Genomic DNA, 16,568 nt, shown 5'->3' with positions numbered 1-16,568 from the left:
GTACCCTTCGTGGATATGAAGACGACCGAGTCGCAGAGCCCGCTCCTCACCCTTCCCGGAGCCGTCGCCGCCGAAGGCGTGGACGCCGGGGTCGCCGCGCACTACGGCGATCTCTTCCGCGAGCAACGCGCCCTCGCGGACGGGCGCGGCTTCGTCGATCTCTCGCACCGCGGCGTGCTCACCGTCGAAGGGCCCGAACGGCTCGCCTGGCTGCACCTGCTGCTCACGCAGCACGTCAGCGAGCTGCCCGCCGGGCGGGCCACCGAGGCCCTGGTCCTCTCCGCCAACGGCCACGTCGAGCACCACCTCTCGCTCGTCGACGACGGCACCACGACGTGGCTGCACGTCGAGCCCGGCACCCGTGAGGCGCTCGCGGGCTACCTGGAGAGCATGAAGTTCTTCTACCGCGTCGAGGTCGCGGACCGCACCGATCAGTACGCGGTCGTGCACCTGCCCGCCGGGTCGATCACGCCGACGCCCGACGCCGCGGCCGTACGGGAGACGCCGGACGGCCGGGACGTCTTCCTGCCCCGTACGGAGCTGGCGGCCTTCGCCGAGGCCGCGGGGCCCGCGATCGGGCTGCTCGCCCTGGAGGCGCTGCGCGTCGAGGCGCACCGCCCCCGGCTCGGCTTCGAGACCGACCACCGCACCATCCCGCACGAGGTCGGCTGGCTCGCGAGCGCCGTCCACCTCGACAAGGGCTGCTACCGGGGCCAGGAGACGGTCGCGCGCGTCCACAACCTGGGCAAGCCCCCGCGCCGCCTCGTCTTCCTCCACCTCGACGGCAGCGAGGTCCACCTCCCGCCGCACGGCGCCCCGCTCCGCCTCGCGACGGACGGCCCCGAGAGCCGCGTCCTCGGCTTCGTCACCACCTCGGCCCGCCACCACGAGCTGGGCCCGATCGCGCTCGGCCTCATCAAGCGGAACGTGCCGGTGGACGCCCCGCTGCTGGCGGAGGAGACGGCCGCGGCGCAGGAAACCCTCTCTTAATTGCGTCGGCTTCGCCTCCGGGAGCGCCCGAGCCGGTGTCGAGTCACCCGACGTGCTCGGTCGCTCGTTCCTCGCGACCTGCGCGCGACGGGCGTCTCGACACCGTCGCGCTCCCTTCGGCTCAGCCGACGCTGCTCGGCCCTGCGGGCCTCGGATGGCTGGCCCGAGCCGGCACGCGCGACTACATCTCCAGCAGGACCGTGAACGGGCCGTCGTTCGTCAGCGTGACTCGCATCGAGGCGCCGAAGCGGCCCGTCTCGACGTGTGCCCCCAGTTCGCGCAGGCACCGTACGACCTCGGCCACCAGCGGCTCGGCGACCTCGCCGGGGGCCGCCGCGTTCCACGTGGGGCGGCGGCCCTTGCGCGCGTCGCCGTACAGCGTGAACTGGCTGACGACGAGGAGCGGGGCACCGGTGTCGGAGCACGACTTCTCGTCGTTCAGCACCCGCAGGGACCACAACTTCCGCGCCAGCTGCGCGGCCTTGGCCGGGGTGTCCTCGTGCGTCACCCCGACGAGGACGCACAGGCCCTCCCCCTTGATCTCCCCGACGACTTCGCCGCCGACGACGACACCGGCCCCGTCCACCCTCTGCACGACTGCACGCATGGGCCCATTGAACCGCGCCGCCCCGCCCGCCCCCGTACCGCCCCGGAGGTGCCCCGCCCGCCCCCGTACCGCCCCGGAGGTGCCCCGCCCGCTCCGGTACCGCCCAGCCCGCCCCCCGCCGCCCCGCCCGAAGCCGTGCAGGGGGCGCTCGGGGGCGCACACCGCTCGGTCCCGGCCGCCCCCCGTGCCGCCCCCGCTCCACTCCGTACGCCCTCGTGCGCTGCGCTACATGGCTGCATCCCGGCCGCCCGCGTGAACTCCGTATCCCGGTCCGGACGTGCGCACATAAAGCGGTCGCTAACGGTTCAACGTCCCGCGAATGCGGCCAGTTGGACACAACGGCCGTCCCGCGGGAGCAGAATGCATTCAGCGCCGCGAGGCGCTGTCGAGGGGACGGAAACACATGAACAGCTCAGCCATGAGACACCCCGGGGTCCTCGCGGCCCCCACCACGCGCGCCGAGGGCACCGCGCACGACTGGGTCACGGCCTGCGCGCCGCGCCCGCGTGCGGACGGACCCGAGGAGCCCGCGGCCCGGCTCGGCCGGCTCACGCTGCCCGAACTGCGCGAACTGCGGCGGGTCTCGGGCCGCGAGGAGGCCGAACTCAGTTACGTACGACGGATGCTGCACGGCCGCATCGACATCCTCACCGCCGAGATCCGCGGCCGCACCACCCCGCGGACGCCCGCCGCTGCGCAGACGCCCGCCGCGCCCGCCGCTCCACCGGCGCCCCCCGCGCGCCAGGCGCCCCCCGCGCCGCAAGCGCCCCCCGCGCCCCCCGTCCCGCGCCCCGCGCCCCCCGCCGTCGCGGGCCCCGGGGACGCCGATGTCGTGGCGCGCCTCGCGGGCATCCTGCGGGACGGCCCGGCGCGGCAGCGGTCCTCGGTCCGGCACCTCAGCGTCGTGACGCCGGACGGCGAGGAGGCCGAGCGGCTCGCCGGGGCGATGCTCCAGGAGGTCGCCCTCTCGGATCTCGCGGCCCGCACCGACGAGGAGTTGTCGCGCGGCCGGGCCCGCCTGCTCGCCTACGAGGCGGACGTCTCGCGCCGTCGTCTCGCCCTCCAGCGCACCGCCGACGGGTGCAGCGCGGAGATCGCCCGCAGGTACCGTGAGGGAGAAGCGCAAGTAGACGACCTGCTCCTGTGAAGAGGCGGTGATCCCGCCGTCCCCGGCCGTGCCGCCCCCGTGGGGGCGCGGCCGGGGTCCGAGGGGGCGGGCCGCCCGCCCGGAAGGCCGTAGCACCCCCCATGAGCACCACCCCGTCGCACTCCGTCGTCGCCCCCGTACTCGCTGAGGTCGTACGGTCCGGCTTCCCCGAGAGCAGGCACCGCGGCAGCCTCGTCCTGCTCGCCCCGGACGGCTCGGTCCGTACCGCCCTGGGCGATCCGGCCGCGCCGGTCTACCCGCGCTCGGCGAACAAGCCGATGCAGGCGGCCGCCGTGCTGCGTGCCGGACTCGACCTGGAGGGCCCCCGGCTCGCCCTCGCGGCGGCGAGTCACTCCGGAGAGCCCTTCCACCGTTCGCTCGTTCGGACGATGCTCGACGAGCACGGCCTTGACCCGGCGCAGCTCCAGTGCCCGCCCGATCTCCCGCTCGACGCGGAGGAGGCGGAGGCGTACCTCGCGGCGGGCGAGGTCAGGGCCCGCGTCACCATGAACTGCTCCGGCAAGCACACCGCGATGCTCGCCGCCTGCCGGGCCAACGGCTGGCCGACCGGCTCGTACCTCGACCCGGGGCACCCGCTCCAGCTCCTCGTCCGCGACTGCGTCGAGGAGGCGGCGGGCGAGGAGATCTCCGCGCTCGGCATCGACGGCTGCGGCGCGCCGCTCATGGCGCTCAGCCTCACGGGCCTCGCGCGCGCCTTCCGCTCCTTCGTCCTCGCCGACCCGTCGAGCGCCGAGGGCCGCGTCGCCGCCGCGATGCGCGCGCACCCCGAGTACGTGGCGGGCACGCGCCGCCCGGACACGTGGCTCATGCGCGCCGTCCCCGGGGTCCTCTCCAAGATGGGCGCGGAGGGCGTGCAGGCGGTCGCGTTCCCCGACGGCTCCGCGCTCGCCTTCAAGATCGACGACGGCGGCGGCCGCGCTCTGCGCGCCGTCCTCGCGCGGGGCCTGGAACTCCTGGACGTGGACGACCCGGTGGTGGACCGCATCGGTGAAGTCCCGCTGACGGGTGGGTCCGTGGTGGTCGGGGAGGTCCGGGCGACGTTCTGAGGCCACCGGCCCCGCCCTCGGCCCCACTTGTGGGCGACCGGTGAAGAGACGGTGTGCGGCTGCCCGTAAAGTGCCCCCGGGGACCGGCGGTGTCGTCGCCGGTCCGCGCAGGGAGGGGAAGCCATATGCGACAGCGTTTCATCAGGGGCCTCGCGACACTCGCGGGTCTCGCGCTCGCCGGTACGGGCCTGGTCACCACGACAGCCGCGCCCGCCGCCGCGGACGAGGGCGGGACCAACTGCCCGGCCGGGTACTGGTGCGGCTGGAAGAGCAAGAACGCCACCGGCACGCCGTACAAGACGAAGACCAGCGCCAAGGACTTCGGGAGCAGTTGGGCCAACAAGCTCCACGCGTTCAGCAACCGCACGAAACTGATCGCCTGCGAGTACAGCGCCAAGAACTACGAGATCGCGAAGGGCTACTTCGCGGAAGACCCGGGGACCTCGGGGGAGTGGCACGGGGGCACGGACGAAACCGTCAACTCCGTGAAGCTCGTCGCCACCGAGCGCGAGTGCTCCGGGACCGCGTACCCCACCTGGTTCAGCGAGACGTCGTCCAAGGCGCTCGGCTTCGGTGACCTCAACGGCGACCGCAGGGCCGACCTCCTCACCCGCGACAAGGCCGGGCGGCTGTGGTTCTCGCCGGGCGACGGCACCGGGCGGCTCGTCGGGAACGGCGGCTGGAACGGCATGAGCGCCCTGACCCGGCACGGCGACTTCACCGGCGACGGGCGCGAGGACCTCGTGGCGCGCGAGAAGTCCACGGACAAGCTGTGGCTCTACCCCGGCAAGGGCGACGGGGGCCTCGGCACCCGCAAGCTCATCGGGAACGGTGGCTGGAACGGCATGAACGCGATCACCGCCGTGGGCGACCTCACCGGGGACAAGCGCGCCGATCTCGTCGCGGTCCAGACCTCGACGGGCAAGCTCTACCTCTACCCGGGTACGTCGGGGGGCGGGCTGGGCGCGCGCAAGCTCATCGGCAACGGCGGCTGGAACGCCATGAACAAGCTGGTCGGCGTGGGCGACGCGAACGGCGACGGGCGACCCGACCTGTACGCGCGCGAGAAGGCCACGGGGAAGCTGTGGCTCTACCCGGGCCGCGCCTCCGCCCTCGGTTCCCGCGTCCTGATCGGCAACGGCGGCTGGAACGCGCGCGAGGACATCGTGGGCGTCGGCGACATCTCCGGCGACGGCCGCCCCGACCTCGTCACGGTGACCAACGAGAAGTACGTGCTCGACGGCTTCGAGGGCAATCCGGGCTGGCTCGTCACGTACAAGGGCCTCGGCAACGGCAAGCTGGCGGGCGGCGTGCGCGGCGACGGCGAGTGGTGGCTGCTCAACGGCCTGGTCTGACCCGTCCGGTGTGGTGGGGCGCGCCCGTAAACCGGCGTGCGTCCCACCCGCACGTCCGCCTAGCCTGCCCCCATGCCTCTCGACATACGTCCCCTGACCGGGCCGGACGAACTCCCCGCCTGGCTCAGGGTCGTCCGTACCGCCTTCCTCGAACCGCCGACCGTTTTGCCGGAGCGTCTCGCCGAACTCACCGCGGAATTCGGGGAGTCCCGGTACACGGGGGCCTTCGAGGACGGCGCGTGCGTGGGCACGCTGCGCTCCTTCCCGCAGCGTGTCACCGCGGTCGGGGGCGCGCAGGTCGCCGCCGACGCCATCACCGCCGTGTCCGTCGCCCCGACGCACCGCAGGCGCGGCATCCTCAGCCGCGTGATGGGCGCCGAACTGGCCGCCGCGCACGCGCGCGGCGAGGCGATCGCGACGCTCATCTCCGCCGAGTACCCCATCTACGGCCGCTTCGGCTTCGGCCCGGCGACACACTCCGTGACCTGGCGCGTCGATGCCGCGGCCAGCGGATTCGACCGGCAGCGGGCGCTCCCCGCCCAGGACGGGCGCCTCGAACTCGTGGACGCCGAGTCGGCCTTGACGCACGGCCCCGCGCTGCACGCCCGCTTCCTCGCCACCCAGCCGGGCGCGATCAGCAGGGGAGCCGACTGGTGGCGCACCCTCACCGGCACCCGCTCGCGCCCGCCCGGCTGGAACGAGCCGGTGTACGTCCTGCACCGCGAGCCCGACGGCACCCCCGCCGGACTGCTCTGCTACGAGGTGGACGACGCCTCGCGCACCGCGAAGGTCCACGACCTGCTCACCGTGACCCCCGGGGCCCGGCGCGCGCTGTGGACGTACCTGTGCGCGATCGACCACGTCACGCACGTCGAGTCCTGCCACCGGAGCCCCGACGACCTCCTCCCGCTCCTCCTGCCCGACCCGCGCGCGGCGACCGTCAAGCACGTCACGGACTTCCTGTGGGTCCGCCTCCTGGACGTCGTCGCCGCCTTCGAGGCCCGTACGTACGAGGCCCCCGGCGGCCTCGTCCTCGGGGTGGCCGACCCGGGCGGACCGGCGGGCGGCACGTACCGGCTGACCGCGGACGCGGACGGTACGGGGCGGGTCGAGCGGACCGGGGAGGAGCCCGAACTCGTGTTGAGCGTAAGCAACTTGGCACGGCTCTGGCTCGGTGACGGCTCGCCGCTCGCACTGGTGGAGGCGGGTCTGGTCGAAGAGCGCGCGGAGGGCGCCGCGGCCCGCGCGGAGCGCGTCCTGCGCACCGCCCGCCGCCCCTGGTGCCCCGACGGTTTCTGAGCCGTACAGCTCCTCGTCACCCAATCCCTCGCCACGCTACGCGCGTTGACCGTATCCTGCCGCCCGTACGGGCACCGCGTCCGTACAGGCTCCGCACAGCGAATCTCCGCGAACTCCCGAGCGCACGAGGGGACCCCTATGCCCGCCACACCGCCCCGTCCACCCCGAACAGGCCGCCATCTGCTGACGGTTGCCGCCGGTCTGGCCACCGTCGCCGCGCTGACGGCGGCGAGCCCGGCGGCGGCGCACGGCCACGGTCACACCTCGCACGGCAGGCCGGGCCACGGCCACCACGGTCACCACGCCCCCACCCCCCGTACCGTCGACGTCCAGTTGCTCTCCTTCAACGACTTCCACGGCAACCTCGAAACCCCCGCCGGCTCCTCCGGCTCCGTGACCGAACTCCAGCCGGACGGCACGACGAAGGCGGTCGCGGCGGGTGGCGTCGAGTACCTCGCCTCCTCGCTCCGCACCGCCCGCGAGGGCCACCCGTACTCCGTGACGGCGGCGGCCGGTGACCTCATCGGGGCGAGCCCCCTCCTGTCCGGCCTCTTCCACGACGAGCCGACGATCGAGGCGATGAACAAGCTGGACCTCGACGTCACGAGCGTCGGGAACCACGAGTTCGACGAGGGCGCCACCGAGCTCTCCCGCATGCAGAACGGCGGGTGCCACCCGGACGACGGCTGCTACGAGAAGGGCAAGAAGTTCCAGGGCGCGGACTTCCCCTACCTCACGGCGAACGTGACGAAGGAGAAGACCGGGAAGCCGCTCCTGAAGCCGTACTGGGTGTGGAAGAAGAACGGCGTGAAGGTCGGCTTCATCGGCGTCACGCTGGAGGGCACGCCGGACATCGTCACGGCCGAGGGCGTCAAGGGACTGAGGTTCCACGACGAGGTCGAGACGATCAACAAGTACGCGAAGGAGCTCGACAAGCAGGGCGTGAAGTCGATCGTGGCGCTCATCCACGAGGGCGGACTGCCCGCGAACGGCGCGTACAACTACGACTGCGACTCGCCCGCGGCGGGCGGCGGGATCTCGGGCCCGATCGTCGACATCGCGAAGGGCATCACGCCCAAGGTGGACGCGCTGGTGACCGGCCACACGCACAACGCGTACGTGTGCACGATCCCCGACCCGGCCGGGAACCCGCGCCTGGTCACCTCGGCCTCGTCCTTCGGCCGCCTGTACACGGACACGACCCTCACCTACGACCGTCGTACGAACGACATCGTCCGCACCAAGGTGGGCTCGGCGAACCACGTGGTGAGCCGCACGCAGCCGAAGGCCGCTGACATGACGGCCCTCATCAGCCGCTGGAACACCCTGGCGGCCCCGGTCGCGAACCAGGCGGTGGGCTGGATCTCGGCGGACGTCCCGCGCGGTACGAGCCCGGAACAGCCGCTCGGGGACCTGATCGCGGACGCCCAGCTGGCCCACGCGAAGACGCTCGACCCGAGCACGTCGCTCGCGCTCATGAACCCGGGCGGCATCCGCGCGGACCTCGTGCACGCGGCGAGCGGGGCGGAGGGGGATGGCGTCGTGACGTACGGGGAGGCGTTCACGGTGCAGCCCTTCAGCAACACGGTGAACCTGGTGACGCTGACGGGCGCGCAGCTCGTGAGCGCGCTCCAGGAGCAGGTCAGCGGCCCGAACGAGGCGTCCCCGAAGATCCTCCAGGTCTCGGACGGCCTCACCTACACCCTGGACCTGACGAAGTCGGGAGCGTCCCGCGTCGACACGTCCTCGATCCGTCTGAACGGCGAACCGATCGAGCCCGCGGCCTCCTACCGCGTGGCGATGAACAGCTTCCTCGCCGGCGGAGGCGACGGCTTCACGTCCCTCGGCAAGGGCACGAGCCCCCTGGTGGGAAGCGACGACCTGAAGGCGTTCAACGACTACCTGACGGCCAACTCGTCGGCGGCCACCCCCTTGTCCCCGCCGAAGGCGGACCGGATCACGGTGGTGAGGTAACGGCGTAGAGCCCCTACCGGCCGTACGGGCCCCGTACCCTCACGCTTCGGCGGGGGTGCGGGGCCCTCGTGCTGCGGAGTCTGTTTCCGGTACCGAAGAGGACGCTCACATACGCTTTGACAAGATCGTGAGACGATTACCGTCCTGAGACAGGGTGAAACGACAGCCTGGGAGCGTGCACAGGTGCTGCTGAGATTCCGTGCGACGAACCACAAGGCCCTGCGGGACACGACGGAACTCGTGCTGACCCGGTCCGGCTTCGACGCGGTGCGTCCGAAGGACGGCGACTGGGGGGCGGTCACGAACCGGGTGGCGGGGCTGTTCGGGGCGAATGCGTCGGGGAAGACGACGGTGCTGGACGCGATGGCGTTCGCTGTCTCGGTCATCAGGGACTCCGCGTCGTGGAGCGACCGCCGGGCCATCCCCCACAGGCCCTTCCTGCTCGACGGCGGCTCGGCCTCGGAGACCTCGGCCTACGAGTTCGACTTCACGGTCGGGGGCGTCCGCCACGTCTACGGCTTCGAGCTTCGGGCGGAGGGCATCGTCTCGGAGTGGCTGAGCAATTTTCCCGAGGGCCGCCGCCGGATGCTGTTCGAGCGGACGGGACCGGACCCGGAGGACATCTCCTTCAGCCGGCACCTGAAAGGGGAGAACGTGCGCATCTCGCGGCTCATGAGCGGGAAGAACCTCTTCCTCTCGGTCGCGTCGATGGCCAACCACCCCTACCTGAAGCCCTTTTACCACCGCATCAGCCAGCACGTCGTGTTCGCGGACTTCTCCGAGGTCAACCAGACCCGGCGCATGCTCCTTGTGAGGAAGTGGCTGGAAGAGGAGGGGTACGTCCGGCAGGCACAGAGCCTTCTGCGGTTCGCAGACCTGGGGATCGCGAGGGTGAGTCTGGAGGAGCGCGAGCCCACGCGGGAATCGCGCGACGCGCTGGCCGCTCTGGCGGCCGGGGACAGCTTCGACAAGCGCGCCCTCGCGGGAGTCCTCGGCCAGCGGGACAAGCGCATCACCTTCTGGCACGGCGCGGGGGAGGACAACACCCCCCGCAGACTGGACCTCGCCGACGAGAGCAGCGGCACAATCGCCTGGCTCGCCCTCGCACTGCCCGCACTGCGCGAGATCCAGCACGGCGGAACGCTGCTCGTGGACGAGCTCGACGCCAGCCTCCACCCCCGCCTCGCCTCCGCCCTCATCTCCTTCTTCAAGTCCCCCGAGATCAACCCGCGTGGTGCCCAGTTGATCTTCACCTCCCACGACACCTCGCTCATGGGGCACCTCGCGGGCGAGAGCCTGGACACCGAGGAGGTCTGGTTCGCGGAGAAGGGCGGGAACGGAGTCACGGACCTCTACCCCCTCACCGATTTCCCGGTGAAGAAGGACCAGAACATCGAGCGCCGCTACCTCGGTGGCCGCTACGGCGCCGTCCCGGCGCTCGCCTGGGAAGAACTGCATGCCGCCCTCGCGGAGCCCGCCTCGTGAGCCGGCGGGAGATCCGAGGGGGCGGGCGCATTTCCAAACCACGGGCTCGCCGCCAGGAGAACCGGAAGTTCCTCATCGTCACCGAGGGAACGAGGACCGAACCGCAGTACTTCGAGAACTTCGCGGCGCTCCTCAACGCCAAGGCGGTCCAGGTGGTCAAGGTCAAGCCGGTCGGGATCGGCAGGGACCCCGCCGCAGTGGTGAAGGAGGCGGAGCGCCGGCGAAGGGCGGAGCGGAACGGCGGGGACCCGTTCGACGAGGTGTGGTGCGTGGTGGACGTGGACCGGCACGAGACGTTGCCGCGTGCGTGCAAGGAGGCGCGGGACCTCGGCATCGACGTGGCGATCAGCGCGCCGTGCTTCGAGATCTGGCTTCTGTGGCACTTCGAGCACAGGACAGGATGGATCGACGGCGCCGAACTCAAGAAGCTCTTGGGCAAGCGAGGCTTCGTGGACAAGAACATCCCCGCGGATTTTCCGTACGCGGCCTACGCCACCGCCCTGACCCGCGCTGCCAAGTGCGAGCCGATCGTGTACGCCCATGTCCCGCCGAATCCGTCGAGTTCCGTGCCGACGCTCGTGCACGCGCTGGTGAAGGCCCACCGGGGCGGGGCGGGCCGCTGAGACCGTTCAGTTGTCCACCGGCACGCACTCCCCGAGCAGGGCCACCACATCCCGCCACGCGCGGGCCGCGTGGGCCGGGTGGAAGGCCACGCCCGGGACCGTCGGGTGGTCGACCGGTGGGTAGGGGAAGGCGTGGTGGGCGCCGCCGTAGACGGTGAGACGCCAGTCGACGGCGGCCTGTTGGAGTTCGGTGGTGAAGGCTTCGCGCTGGTCGGGCGTCATGATCGGGTCCTCGGAGCCGACCCCGGCCCAGACCGGACAGCGGATACGGGCCGACGCGGCGACGCCGCCCGTCATCAGCGCGTTGATCGTGCCGATGGCCCTCAACGGCGCACCATCACGCCCGAGTTCGAGCACGACGGCCCCACCGGTCCCGTACCCGATCGCGGCGATCCGCCCGGCGTCGGCGCGGGGGTCGGCGAGCAGTACGTCGAGAGCGGCGCGCCCGATGCCGCGCAGCCGCGCCGGGTCGGCGAGGAGCGGGAGACAGCGCGCGAGCATGTCGGCGGGCTCCCGGAAGTACTGGCCGCCGTGCACGTCGAATGCCAGCGCCACGTACCCGAGTTCGGCCAGCGTCTCCGCCCGGCCCCGCTCGACGCCGCTGAGCCCCGGCCCCTCGGGCCCGATCAGGACGGCGGGCCCCGTCCCCGAACCGCCCGGAAGCGCGAGGTACCCGGTCATGTCCAGCCCGTCTGCGGCGTACGTGACGGCGCGCGAGCGGATCTCTGTCATACGGGGCACGCTACGAGCCGCGCGGCCCGGCCGGGGGCGGGTTCACCGAGGGCGGACGACGGCGAGGCGCCGCCGTACGGGCGCTGCGCGAGTCCGGGGGGCCGGTGGGCGGTCGCCGCGGGGGCGGCAGGGCGCTTGTCCGGCCCGGTGGGCGTGCGCCCGGCGCACGTTCGGGTGAGCGGGGCGTGACCGGAGGCGCGCGGTGACGGTTTACCGGCCATGCGAAAGATTCTCACCTGCGGTCTGCTGGCCGCCGCCGCTTTCTCCGCCGCCGCCCCCGCCCCGGCCTTCGCCGACAACGGCGACAACTTCGGGGGCGACGTCAGCGCCACCAAGGACTGGAACTTCTCCGCCGCCGACGTCTGCATTCAGGAACTCGCAGTCGTCCCGGCCCTCAGCGACTGGTTCGGCAACCACAAGAACAACTGCTCCAACGGCAACGCCGTCGACCACTCCGGCCACTGACCCCACCGCGAGGCGCCTCCGCCACCGGGCGGGGCGCCCGCAGCTCACCGTGGACCGTCCCCTATGTGCGGGTGCCGCTTCATGAGGACGCGGCAGTCGGTGGCACGGGAGTAGTCCCCGACCGCCTCGGCGGCCACCTCCCGGCGCCTCAACTCGGCGCATTGCCGACACACTTCCTCCGGTTCGGCACTCATGCCCGTACCTCCGCCCACACCCTTTTCCCCCACGGTTTCGGCTCCGTTCCCCACCGCGTCGCGTACGTCTCGACGAGCAACAGGCCGCGTCCGTCGAGGGCTTCGAGCCCCGCCCGGTGCGGCACGGGGCGCGCCCGCGACGAGTCCGAGACCGCGATCTCCGCACCTCTCCCGTCAAGTCGCGCCACCACGACCCGGATCGTCTCGCCCCGCGCGTGCGTGACCGCGTTCGCGACGAGCTCCGACACGACGAGCGTGGCGGAGTCCGCGAGCGCGTCGAGCCCCCACACGGCAAGCGCCAGGCGGACCAGCCGCCGCGCCGGAGCCGCCGACTCGCCGATACGGGGCAGCACTTCGTTGTACGCGGGCACGCCGACCCCCGAGGCGAAGGCGCCGGACGCGCGGTCCGCGCAGGGCGCGAGGTCGTCGTACTCGTTCACGTCGTTCCGCTCCCGGGTGGTGAGGTGTACGCCGTTCGGGTGAGGTAGCGGGACGAAGGGGCGTGGGCGGGCGGGGGGCCCGCCTCCGGCGGCCGGAGGGCTCGGGGTGGGGTTCAGATGCATGTGAGGACCTCGACTTGCAGGTGAGAAGGCCGAGACGCACGGAAATCCCTCACTGAGCGCGCTCGCTCCGTCACGGAATCCGCAAGAAGAGTGTGACGTGCCGCACCCGTAACCGGCAAGTGAGTCACCTAAATTCAAAATCGATGACATATTCGGTTGCTCGATTGCGGCACCCAGCGCGGTACATTCAGCACCAGCGGGGATGTGGAGCCACCTATCGGTTCGTCAACGCACCCCGCAGCTGCCAGACTTCACCCGTGCCCGCTCACCCACCGGAGGTGTCAGCACCACATGCCGAACCAGAGGGCCGTCCCCACCCTGCGCCGCAGGCGACTGGGCAATGAGCTGCGAAGGCGCCGCACCGCTGCCGGCCTGGAGAGCCGCGCGGCCGCCGAGGCGATGGGCTGGGCCGAGAGCAAGTACTCGCGCGTCGAGAACGCGAAGGGGAGGGTGACTCCGCAGGAGGTGGAGTCACTGCTCAAGCTCTTCGGCGCGGAGGACCCGCAGGTCGTGACCGCCCTGACGAACCTGGCCAAGGACGCGGGTAAGCGAGGGTGGTGGCGGCCGTACGGGGATGTTCTGGCGGACTCGTATCGGGATCTCTTGGATCTCGAAGCCGACGCGGAGGCTGAGCAGTTTGCCGGGCCCGCTATCCCTGGCCTGCTCCAGACCAGCGCCTACGCGCGGGAAATCATTGGAGCCACCGGCCTTACTCGCACGCCGGAGGAGGTACACGCGCTCGCTGAGCTGCGCCGAGCCAGGCAAGCCATACTGACCACGCGACCTGGCGGACTTGCGCCACTCAAACTCTGGGCGATCGTCCACGAAGCCGCTCTCCACATGACGTCGGTTGAGCAGCCGCACATGATGCGCGAGCAGCTTCGTCACCTGCTCGATATCTCCGACCTGCCGAATGTCACCATTCAGGTGCTGGATCTCCGGGGTACGGCCCATCCGGGCATGATCGGCCTCATGGAGATCGTGCACTTCCCTGCTCCATGGCCGACCGTGGTCAACCTGGAGAACCTGCGAGGTAGCCACTTCGTCGAGGGAACCGAGGACGTGAGGGTGTTCGAGGACGCCTTCGCTCGCGTGGTCGCCGCAGCCCTGTCTGTGGACGCTTCACGCATGAAGATCAGAAACATCATGAACGGACTGGACACGTGACAACTCCCCTGACTGGCCTGAGCTCGATCGATCTCTCGCACACTGACTGGTTCAAGTCCTCCTACAGCACTGGGGCCGAGAACTGCGTCGAGGCTGCCGTGTTGACCGACGGGATCGCCCTCCGCGACTCGAAGGACACCTCCCTCACCCCCCTCCGCTACACCTCCGCCCAGTGGACCGCGTTCTGCGACGGGGTCGTCTCCGGCGCCCTCTGATCACCGCACCACATGACGGTGGGCCCTCCTCGGATCAAGCGAGGAGGGCCCACCGTCATGTCATTCCCCCACTCCCGCCCCCCGTATGCGGGACCCGGTGCCGATTGCCCATGCGGGGGCTGTCATGGCGATACGGGTGGCCCCAACGGCGCCGCGCGGACGCCCCGTTCATGTCGAGGTGAACAGCATGACCAACTCGCGCCTCACCTGGTCCAGGTCCTCGCACAGCAACGCCGCCAACCATTGAGCGTTCTCAGCGTTGCCTCTCTCCACGGTGAGGATGGCTGGCGATTGACGTCATGCGGTGGGGGCTGATGCGGGATCCGCGGGAGATCTGCCAGGACTTCGGCCGCGCCATGCCGCGTTCGACGGCTGCTCGGGCAGCGAACAGGGTGCGGTTTCGGTTCGTTCGGTGGGTGTGAGTGTGCCGCGCGGTGGGCGGCGCTTGGCTGTGGTGGCCCAGTCGCCGGCGCCCACGCAGGCCATGTCGGCAAGGACGCTGTGGCGTTCGCGGATCCGGATGATGCGGTGGGTGCGGGCCGAGGTCAGGTCGTGGCACCGGCCGGGCAAGGTGGGAGAGATCCACAGGATGCGGCCGAAGAGGTCGGTGACGACTTGGACGTTCACGCCGTGGCGGCGGTGCTTGTGCGGGCAGCCGGCTTGGCCGTCGCCCACGCGTTCGCACTCGGCGAGCGTTCCGTCGAGCAGCACGTACTGCGGGTGGCTCTCCCGCGGGACTCTCAGCGACCCGGTGACCGGTCGGCCAGGAGGTCGATGACCGCGCCGGCGCAGGCGTGGGCGGTGCCAACCGATATGCCGAAGGCCCAGGCGATCCGGGCCAGGATGAGCTGAGACTTGGAACATCTCCCTCAACGACACGGGTGCCTCGTGCGTCGCGGCCTCACCACCGCCAGCCGATCGGCCGCCCCTCTGAAAACACTCACTGCCTCTGCCGAGCCGGGACGCCCGACTAGCAACTAGAAGTGCGCTGTTGGGGTGCGGCGGGCTGGGTAAGTTCCTGGCCGGGCCACGGGCAGGCCGCTTCATGAGGCCCGGAAGGTGAGAGCCCGGCGGTAGTTGCTAAACGGGCAGTTGTTCGTTGCACTCCATAGCGACCGCCATGCGCCGAGGGGGCCCGTTTCAGGAGGTTCAAATGAGCGTTGATCCAAGTGCCGCTGCAACATTTTCAGCCGCGACTCAAGATGTAGTTAATGGGAATCTTGCCATGGCTATTCTGGTTTCTCTGCTGGGGGGGCTTGTTTCTTTCTTCTCGCCCTGCATCCTTCCGCTCGTTCCCGCGTACGTGGGCTATGTTGCCGGAAGTCATCAAACGTCACCTAAGAGAGTTGATTCGGTTGCAGGTGTTTCGCTTTTTATTCTCGGATTTTCCTCCGTTTTTATTTCCACGGGCGCGGCGTTTGGCTATGTGGGAAATGAAGTGCTTGCCTATCAGGGCGTAATTTCGCGCCTGATGGGCTTCTTTGTGATCGTAGCAGGTGTTTTCTATGCGGAACTACTTCCGATCCGGCAGCGTGAATATCGGATCGCTCTCAGTCCCCGGCTTGGTTTCGTTGGCGCTCCGCTGCTTGGCTTGACTTTCGGGCTCGGCTGGATTCCATGCACGGGTCCAGTCCTGGCGGCCGTAAATTCGCTGGCACTAAATGAGGGAAGCGCGGGGCGCGGTGCGGTCCTCTCTGCTGCATACTGCGCCGGCATCGGATTTCCGTTCATGGTGGCGAGCGTTGCATTTCAGGGCGCGATCAAATTCTTCAAGAAAACGCAAAAGCACTCACGTCAGATTAAGAGGTTCGGCGGAGCGCTGCTTGTCGTGACTGGTATTCTGCTCATTTTTGGGCTGTGGCAGAATGCTGCTAGCTGGTTTCAAAATGGGGCAGCGAACCTCTAGGAAGCTTGTTGTTGGCAATCCTGGAGATTCGCTGTCATTCATTGAGTCACCATTTTGCGGTGATCCTCGTTTCGTGGCCCCAGAAGTGCATGCCGATCATCCGTAGCTTTCCCTTCTTGAGGTGCCTCAAGGTCCCACGCACGGGCGGGTCCGAATACAGGGTCATCCCTTTTTTGACAACCTTGTCGTTGATCTGAATGTTCCAACCGACCTTAGCGTCTCCCTTTTTCCCTCCCGGCCAGTCGAAGGTGTAGTGCAGTGTGCCGCCGGGAAACTTCGAGTTGACGAGGTGGCACATGTTTCCCGTGTTGCACGTCTGCTTTTGGGTCTTGGCGCTGGCCGGGCTTGCTGCTAGGCCAACGGCGAGAACTCCGGCGGCGAGCGAGGTAAGGGAGTTCCTGAGGAGGCGGTTCATGCGCCTCACCTCTCTTGTTGGTGATGGGAATCCGATGGATTCCCTCCGCCGGAGAAAACAAACGCAGGCGCGGTTATTCGTATTGACGGAATTTATTTTTGCAAACTTCTTTGTATGTGACTGCGTCGAAGCGGCGCCACTGCCCGATGCCATCGCCATCCGCGACTCGAAAGACACCGCGCTCACCCCGCTCCGCTACTCCGCCCCGCAGTGGGCCGACTTCTGCGCCGCCCTCGCCGCCGACGCGCTCTGACCAGCCGACCCGCATGCGCGCGGTTCACTCGCCTCGCTTTGCATTCGGCCCCCGCGCCCCACCGGCCGGCTGGACCGGGCTGCGGGCGGGGCAGAGTTGCGGTGGGCGTGG

At 70.1% G+C, this 16,568-nt stretch carries 17 protein-coding genes and 1 pseudogene; 13 read left to right on the top strand and 5 right to left on the bottom strand.

From position 1 onward, the window contains the following. Window positions 1-15 precede the first annotated feature (15 nt). A complete protein-coding gene (locus ACIP4O_RS26280) occupies window positions 16-990 on the top strand; it encodes a YgfZ/GcvT domain-containing protein (RefSeq protein WP_401578090.1) in 975 nt (324 codons plus the stop codon). A 181-nt stretch (window positions 991-1,171) separates the two neighbouring features. Here the strand turns inward: ACIP4O_RS26280 and dtd are convergent, their stop codons facing one another. After that, a complete protein-coding gene (gene dtd, locus ACIP4O_RS26275; protein ID WP_401578088.1) occupies window positions 1,172-1,597 on the bottom strand; it encodes a D-aminoacyl-tRNA deacylase in 426 nt (141 codons plus the stop codon). Window positions 1,598-2,000: 403 nt separating this feature from the next. Here dtd and ACIP4O_RS26270 point away from each other — a divergent pair, with 403 nt between their 5' ends. The 7 genes from ACIP4O_RS26270 to ACIP4O_RS26240 all read left to right on the top strand — a co-directional run bounded on the left by ACIP4O_RS26270 (window position 2,001) and on the right by ACIP4O_RS26240 (window position 10,547). Then, a complete protein-coding gene (locus tag ACIP4O_RS26270) occupies window positions 2,001-2,744 on the top strand; it encodes an ABC transporter substrate-binding protein (protein ID WP_401578086.1) in 744 nt (247 codons plus the stop codon). A 101-nt stretch (window positions 2,745-2,845) separates the two neighbouring features. Next, on the top strand, window positions 2,846-3,811 hold the full coding sequence (locus tag ACIP4O_RS26265; protein WP_401578084.1) for an asparaginase: 966 nt from the start codon (window positions 2,846-2,848) through the stop codon (window positions 3,809-3,811). A gap of 125 nt (window positions 3,812-3,936) precedes the next feature. After that, window positions 3,937-5,166 (top strand): FG-GAP-like repeat-containing protein, encoded by a 1,230-nt coding sequence (locus ACIP4O_RS26260; RefSeq protein WP_401578082.1) that lies wholly within the window; start codon window positions 3,937-3,939, stop codon window positions 5,164-5,166. Window positions 5,167-5,238: 72 nt separating this feature from the next. Continuing rightward, window positions 5,239-6,465, top strand: coding sequence for a GNAT family N-acetyltransferase (locus tag ACIP4O_RS26255; protein ID WP_401578080.1), 1,227 nt, complete (start codon window positions 5,239-5,241; stop codon window positions 6,463-6,465). 138 nt (window positions 6,466-6,603) lie between these two features. Further along, a complete protein-coding gene (locus ACIP4O_RS26250; protein ID WP_401578078.1) occupies window positions 6,604-8,439 on the top strand; it encodes a bifunctional metallophosphatase/5'-nucleotidase in 1,836 nt (611 codons plus the stop codon). Between the two features lie 183 nt (window positions 8,440-8,622). Then, window positions 8,623-9,924 (top strand): ATP/GTP-binding protein, encoded by a 1,302-nt coding sequence (locus ACIP4O_RS26245; protein WP_401578076.1) that lies wholly within the window; start codon window positions 8,623-8,625, stop codon window positions 9,922-9,924. After that, window positions 9,921-10,547: an RloB family protein gene (locus ACIP4O_RS26240; protein ID WP_401578074.1), complete on the top strand. Its 627-nt coding sequence runs from the start codon at window positions 9,921-9,923 to the stop codon at window positions 10,545-10,547. Before ACIP4O_RS26245 ends, ACIP4O_RS26240 begins: the two co-directional genes overlap by 4 nt. 6 nt (window positions 10,548-10,553) lie before the next feature. On the opposite strand, the gene ACIP4O_RS26235 is transcribed toward ACIP4O_RS26240, so the two are convergent. Further along, complete coding sequence (locus ACIP4O_RS26235; protein WP_401578072.1) at window positions 10,554-11,279, bottom strand: dienelactone hydrolase family protein; 726 nt, start codon at window positions 11,277-11,279, stop codon at window positions 10,554-10,556. Between the two features lie 219 nt (window positions 11,280-11,498). Between ACIP4O_RS26235 and ACIP4O_RS26230 the strand changes: the two genes are divergently transcribed. Further along, complete coding sequence (locus tag ACIP4O_RS26230) at window positions 11,499-11,744, top strand: hypothetical protein (protein WP_401578070.1); 246 nt, start codon at window positions 11,499-11,501, stop codon at window positions 11,742-11,744. 190 nt (window positions 11,745-11,934) lie between these two features. Here the strand turns inward: ACIP4O_RS26230 and ACIP4O_RS26225 are convergent, their stop codons facing one another. Further along, window positions 11,935-12,378, bottom strand: coding sequence for an ATP-binding protein (locus ACIP4O_RS26225; protein ID WP_401578068.1), 444 nt, complete (start codon window positions 12,376-12,378; stop codon window positions 11,935-11,937). A 414-nt stretch (window positions 12,379-12,792) separates the two neighbouring features. On the opposite strand from ACIP4O_RS26225, the gene ACIP4O_RS26220 reads away from it, so the two are divergent. Further along, window positions 12,793-13,668: a helix-turn-helix domain-containing protein gene (locus ACIP4O_RS26220; protein WP_401578066.1), complete on the top strand. Its 876-nt coding sequence runs from the start codon at window positions 12,793-12,795 to the stop codon at window positions 13,666-13,668. Further along, window positions 13,665-13,883, top strand: coding sequence for a DUF397 domain-containing protein (locus tag ACIP4O_RS26215; protein ID WP_401578064.1), 219 nt, complete (start codon window positions 13,665-13,667; stop codon window positions 13,881-13,883). Before ACIP4O_RS26220 ends, ACIP4O_RS26215 begins: the two co-directional genes overlap by 4 nt. A gap of 253 nt (window positions 13,884-14,136) precedes the next feature. Here the strand turns inward: ACIP4O_RS26215 and ACIP4O_RS26210 are convergent. Further along, a pseudogene (locus ACIP4O_RS26210) lies at window positions 14,137-14,725 on the bottom strand (transposase family protein); the annotation flags it as partial. Window positions 14,726-15,036: 311 nt separating this feature from the next. Between ACIP4O_RS26210 and ACIP4O_RS26205 the strand changes: the two are divergent. Then, complete coding sequence (locus ACIP4O_RS26205; protein WP_401578062.1) at window positions 15,037-15,789, top strand: cytochrome c biogenesis CcdA family protein; 753 nt, start codon at window positions 15,037-15,039, stop codon at window positions 15,787-15,789. Window positions 15,790-15,835: 46 nt separating this feature from the next. On the opposite strand, the gene ACIP4O_RS26200 is transcribed toward ACIP4O_RS26205, so the two are convergent. Further along, on the bottom strand, window positions 15,836-16,204 hold the full coding sequence (locus ACIP4O_RS26200; RefSeq protein ID WP_401578060.1) for a hypothetical protein: 369 nt from the start codon (window positions 16,202-16,204) through the stop codon (window positions 15,836-15,838). On the opposite strand from ACIP4O_RS26200, the gene ACIP4O_RS26195 reads away from it, so the two are divergent. Further along, on the top strand, window positions 16,203-16,457 hold the full coding sequence (locus tag ACIP4O_RS26195) for a DUF397 domain-containing protein (protein ID WP_401578058.1): 255 nt from the start codon (window positions 16,203-16,205) through the stop codon (window positions 16,455-16,457). The two genes, ACIP4O_RS26200 and ACIP4O_RS26195, sit on opposite strands and share 2 nt — an antisense overlap. Window positions 16,458-16,568 lie beyond the last annotated feature (111 nt).

The organism is Streptomyces sp. NPDC088923 (assembly GCF_044749745.1).
Classification (GTDB): Bacteria; Actinomycetota; Actinomycetes; order Streptomycetales; family Streptomycetaceae; genus Streptomyces.
This window is presented reverse-complemented; position numbering and strand designations above follow the sequence as displayed.

Excerpts from the sequence above, each read along its gene's own strand:
- ACIP4O_RS26280 (WP_401578090.1), top strand. The coding sequence starts at position 16 with ATGAAGACGACCGAGTCGCAGAGCCCGCTCCTCACCCTTCCCGGAGCC.
- dtd (WP_401578088.1), bottom strand. The coding sequence starts at position 1,597 with ATGCGTGCAGTCGTGCAGAGGGTGGACGGGGCCGGTGTCGTCGTCGGC.
- ACIP4O_RS26270 (WP_401578086.1), top strand. The coding sequence starts at position 2,001 with ATGAACAGCTCAGCCATGAGACACCCCGGGGTCCTCGCGGCCCCCACC.
- ACIP4O_RS26265 (WP_401578084.1), top strand. The coding sequence starts at position 2,846 with ATGAGCACCACCCCGTCGCACTCCGTCGTCGCCCCCGTACTCGCTGAG.
- ACIP4O_RS26260 (WP_401578082.1), top strand. The coding sequence starts at position 3,937 with ATGCGACAGCGTTTCATCAGGGGCCTCGCGACACTCGCGGGTCTCGCG.
- ACIP4O_RS26255 (WP_401578080.1), top strand. The coding sequence starts at position 5,239 with ATGCCTCTCGACATACGTCCCCTGACCGGGCCGGACGAACTCCCCGCC.
- ACIP4O_RS26250 (WP_401578078.1), top strand. The coding sequence starts at position 6,604 with ATGCCCGCCACACCGCCCCGTCCACCCCGAACAGGCCGCCATCTGCTG.
- ACIP4O_RS26235 (WP_401578072.1), bottom strand. The coding sequence starts at position 11,279 with ATGACAGAGATCCGCTCGCGCGCCGTCACGTACGCCGCAGACGGGCTG.
- ACIP4O_RS26230 (WP_401578070.1), top strand. The coding sequence starts at position 11,499 with ATGCGAAAGATTCTCACCTGCGGTCTGCTGGCCGCCGCCGCTTTCTCC.
- ACIP4O_RS26220 (WP_401578066.1), top strand. The coding sequence starts at position 12,793 with ATGCCGAACCAGAGGGCCGTCCCCACCCTGCGCCGCAGGCGACTGGGC.
- ACIP4O_RS26205 (WP_401578062.1), top strand. The coding sequence starts at position 15,037 with ATGAGCGTTGATCCAAGTGCCGCTGCAACATTTTCAGCCGCGACTCAA.
- ACIP4O_RS26195 (WP_401578058.1), top strand. The coding sequence starts at position 16,203 with ATGCGCCTCACCTCTCTTGTTGGTGATGGGAATCCGATGGATTCCCTC.
- ACIP4O_RS26200 (WP_401578060.1), bottom strand. The coding sequence starts at position 16,204 with ATGAACCGCCTCCTCAGGAACTCCCTTACCTCGCTCGCCGCCGGAGTT.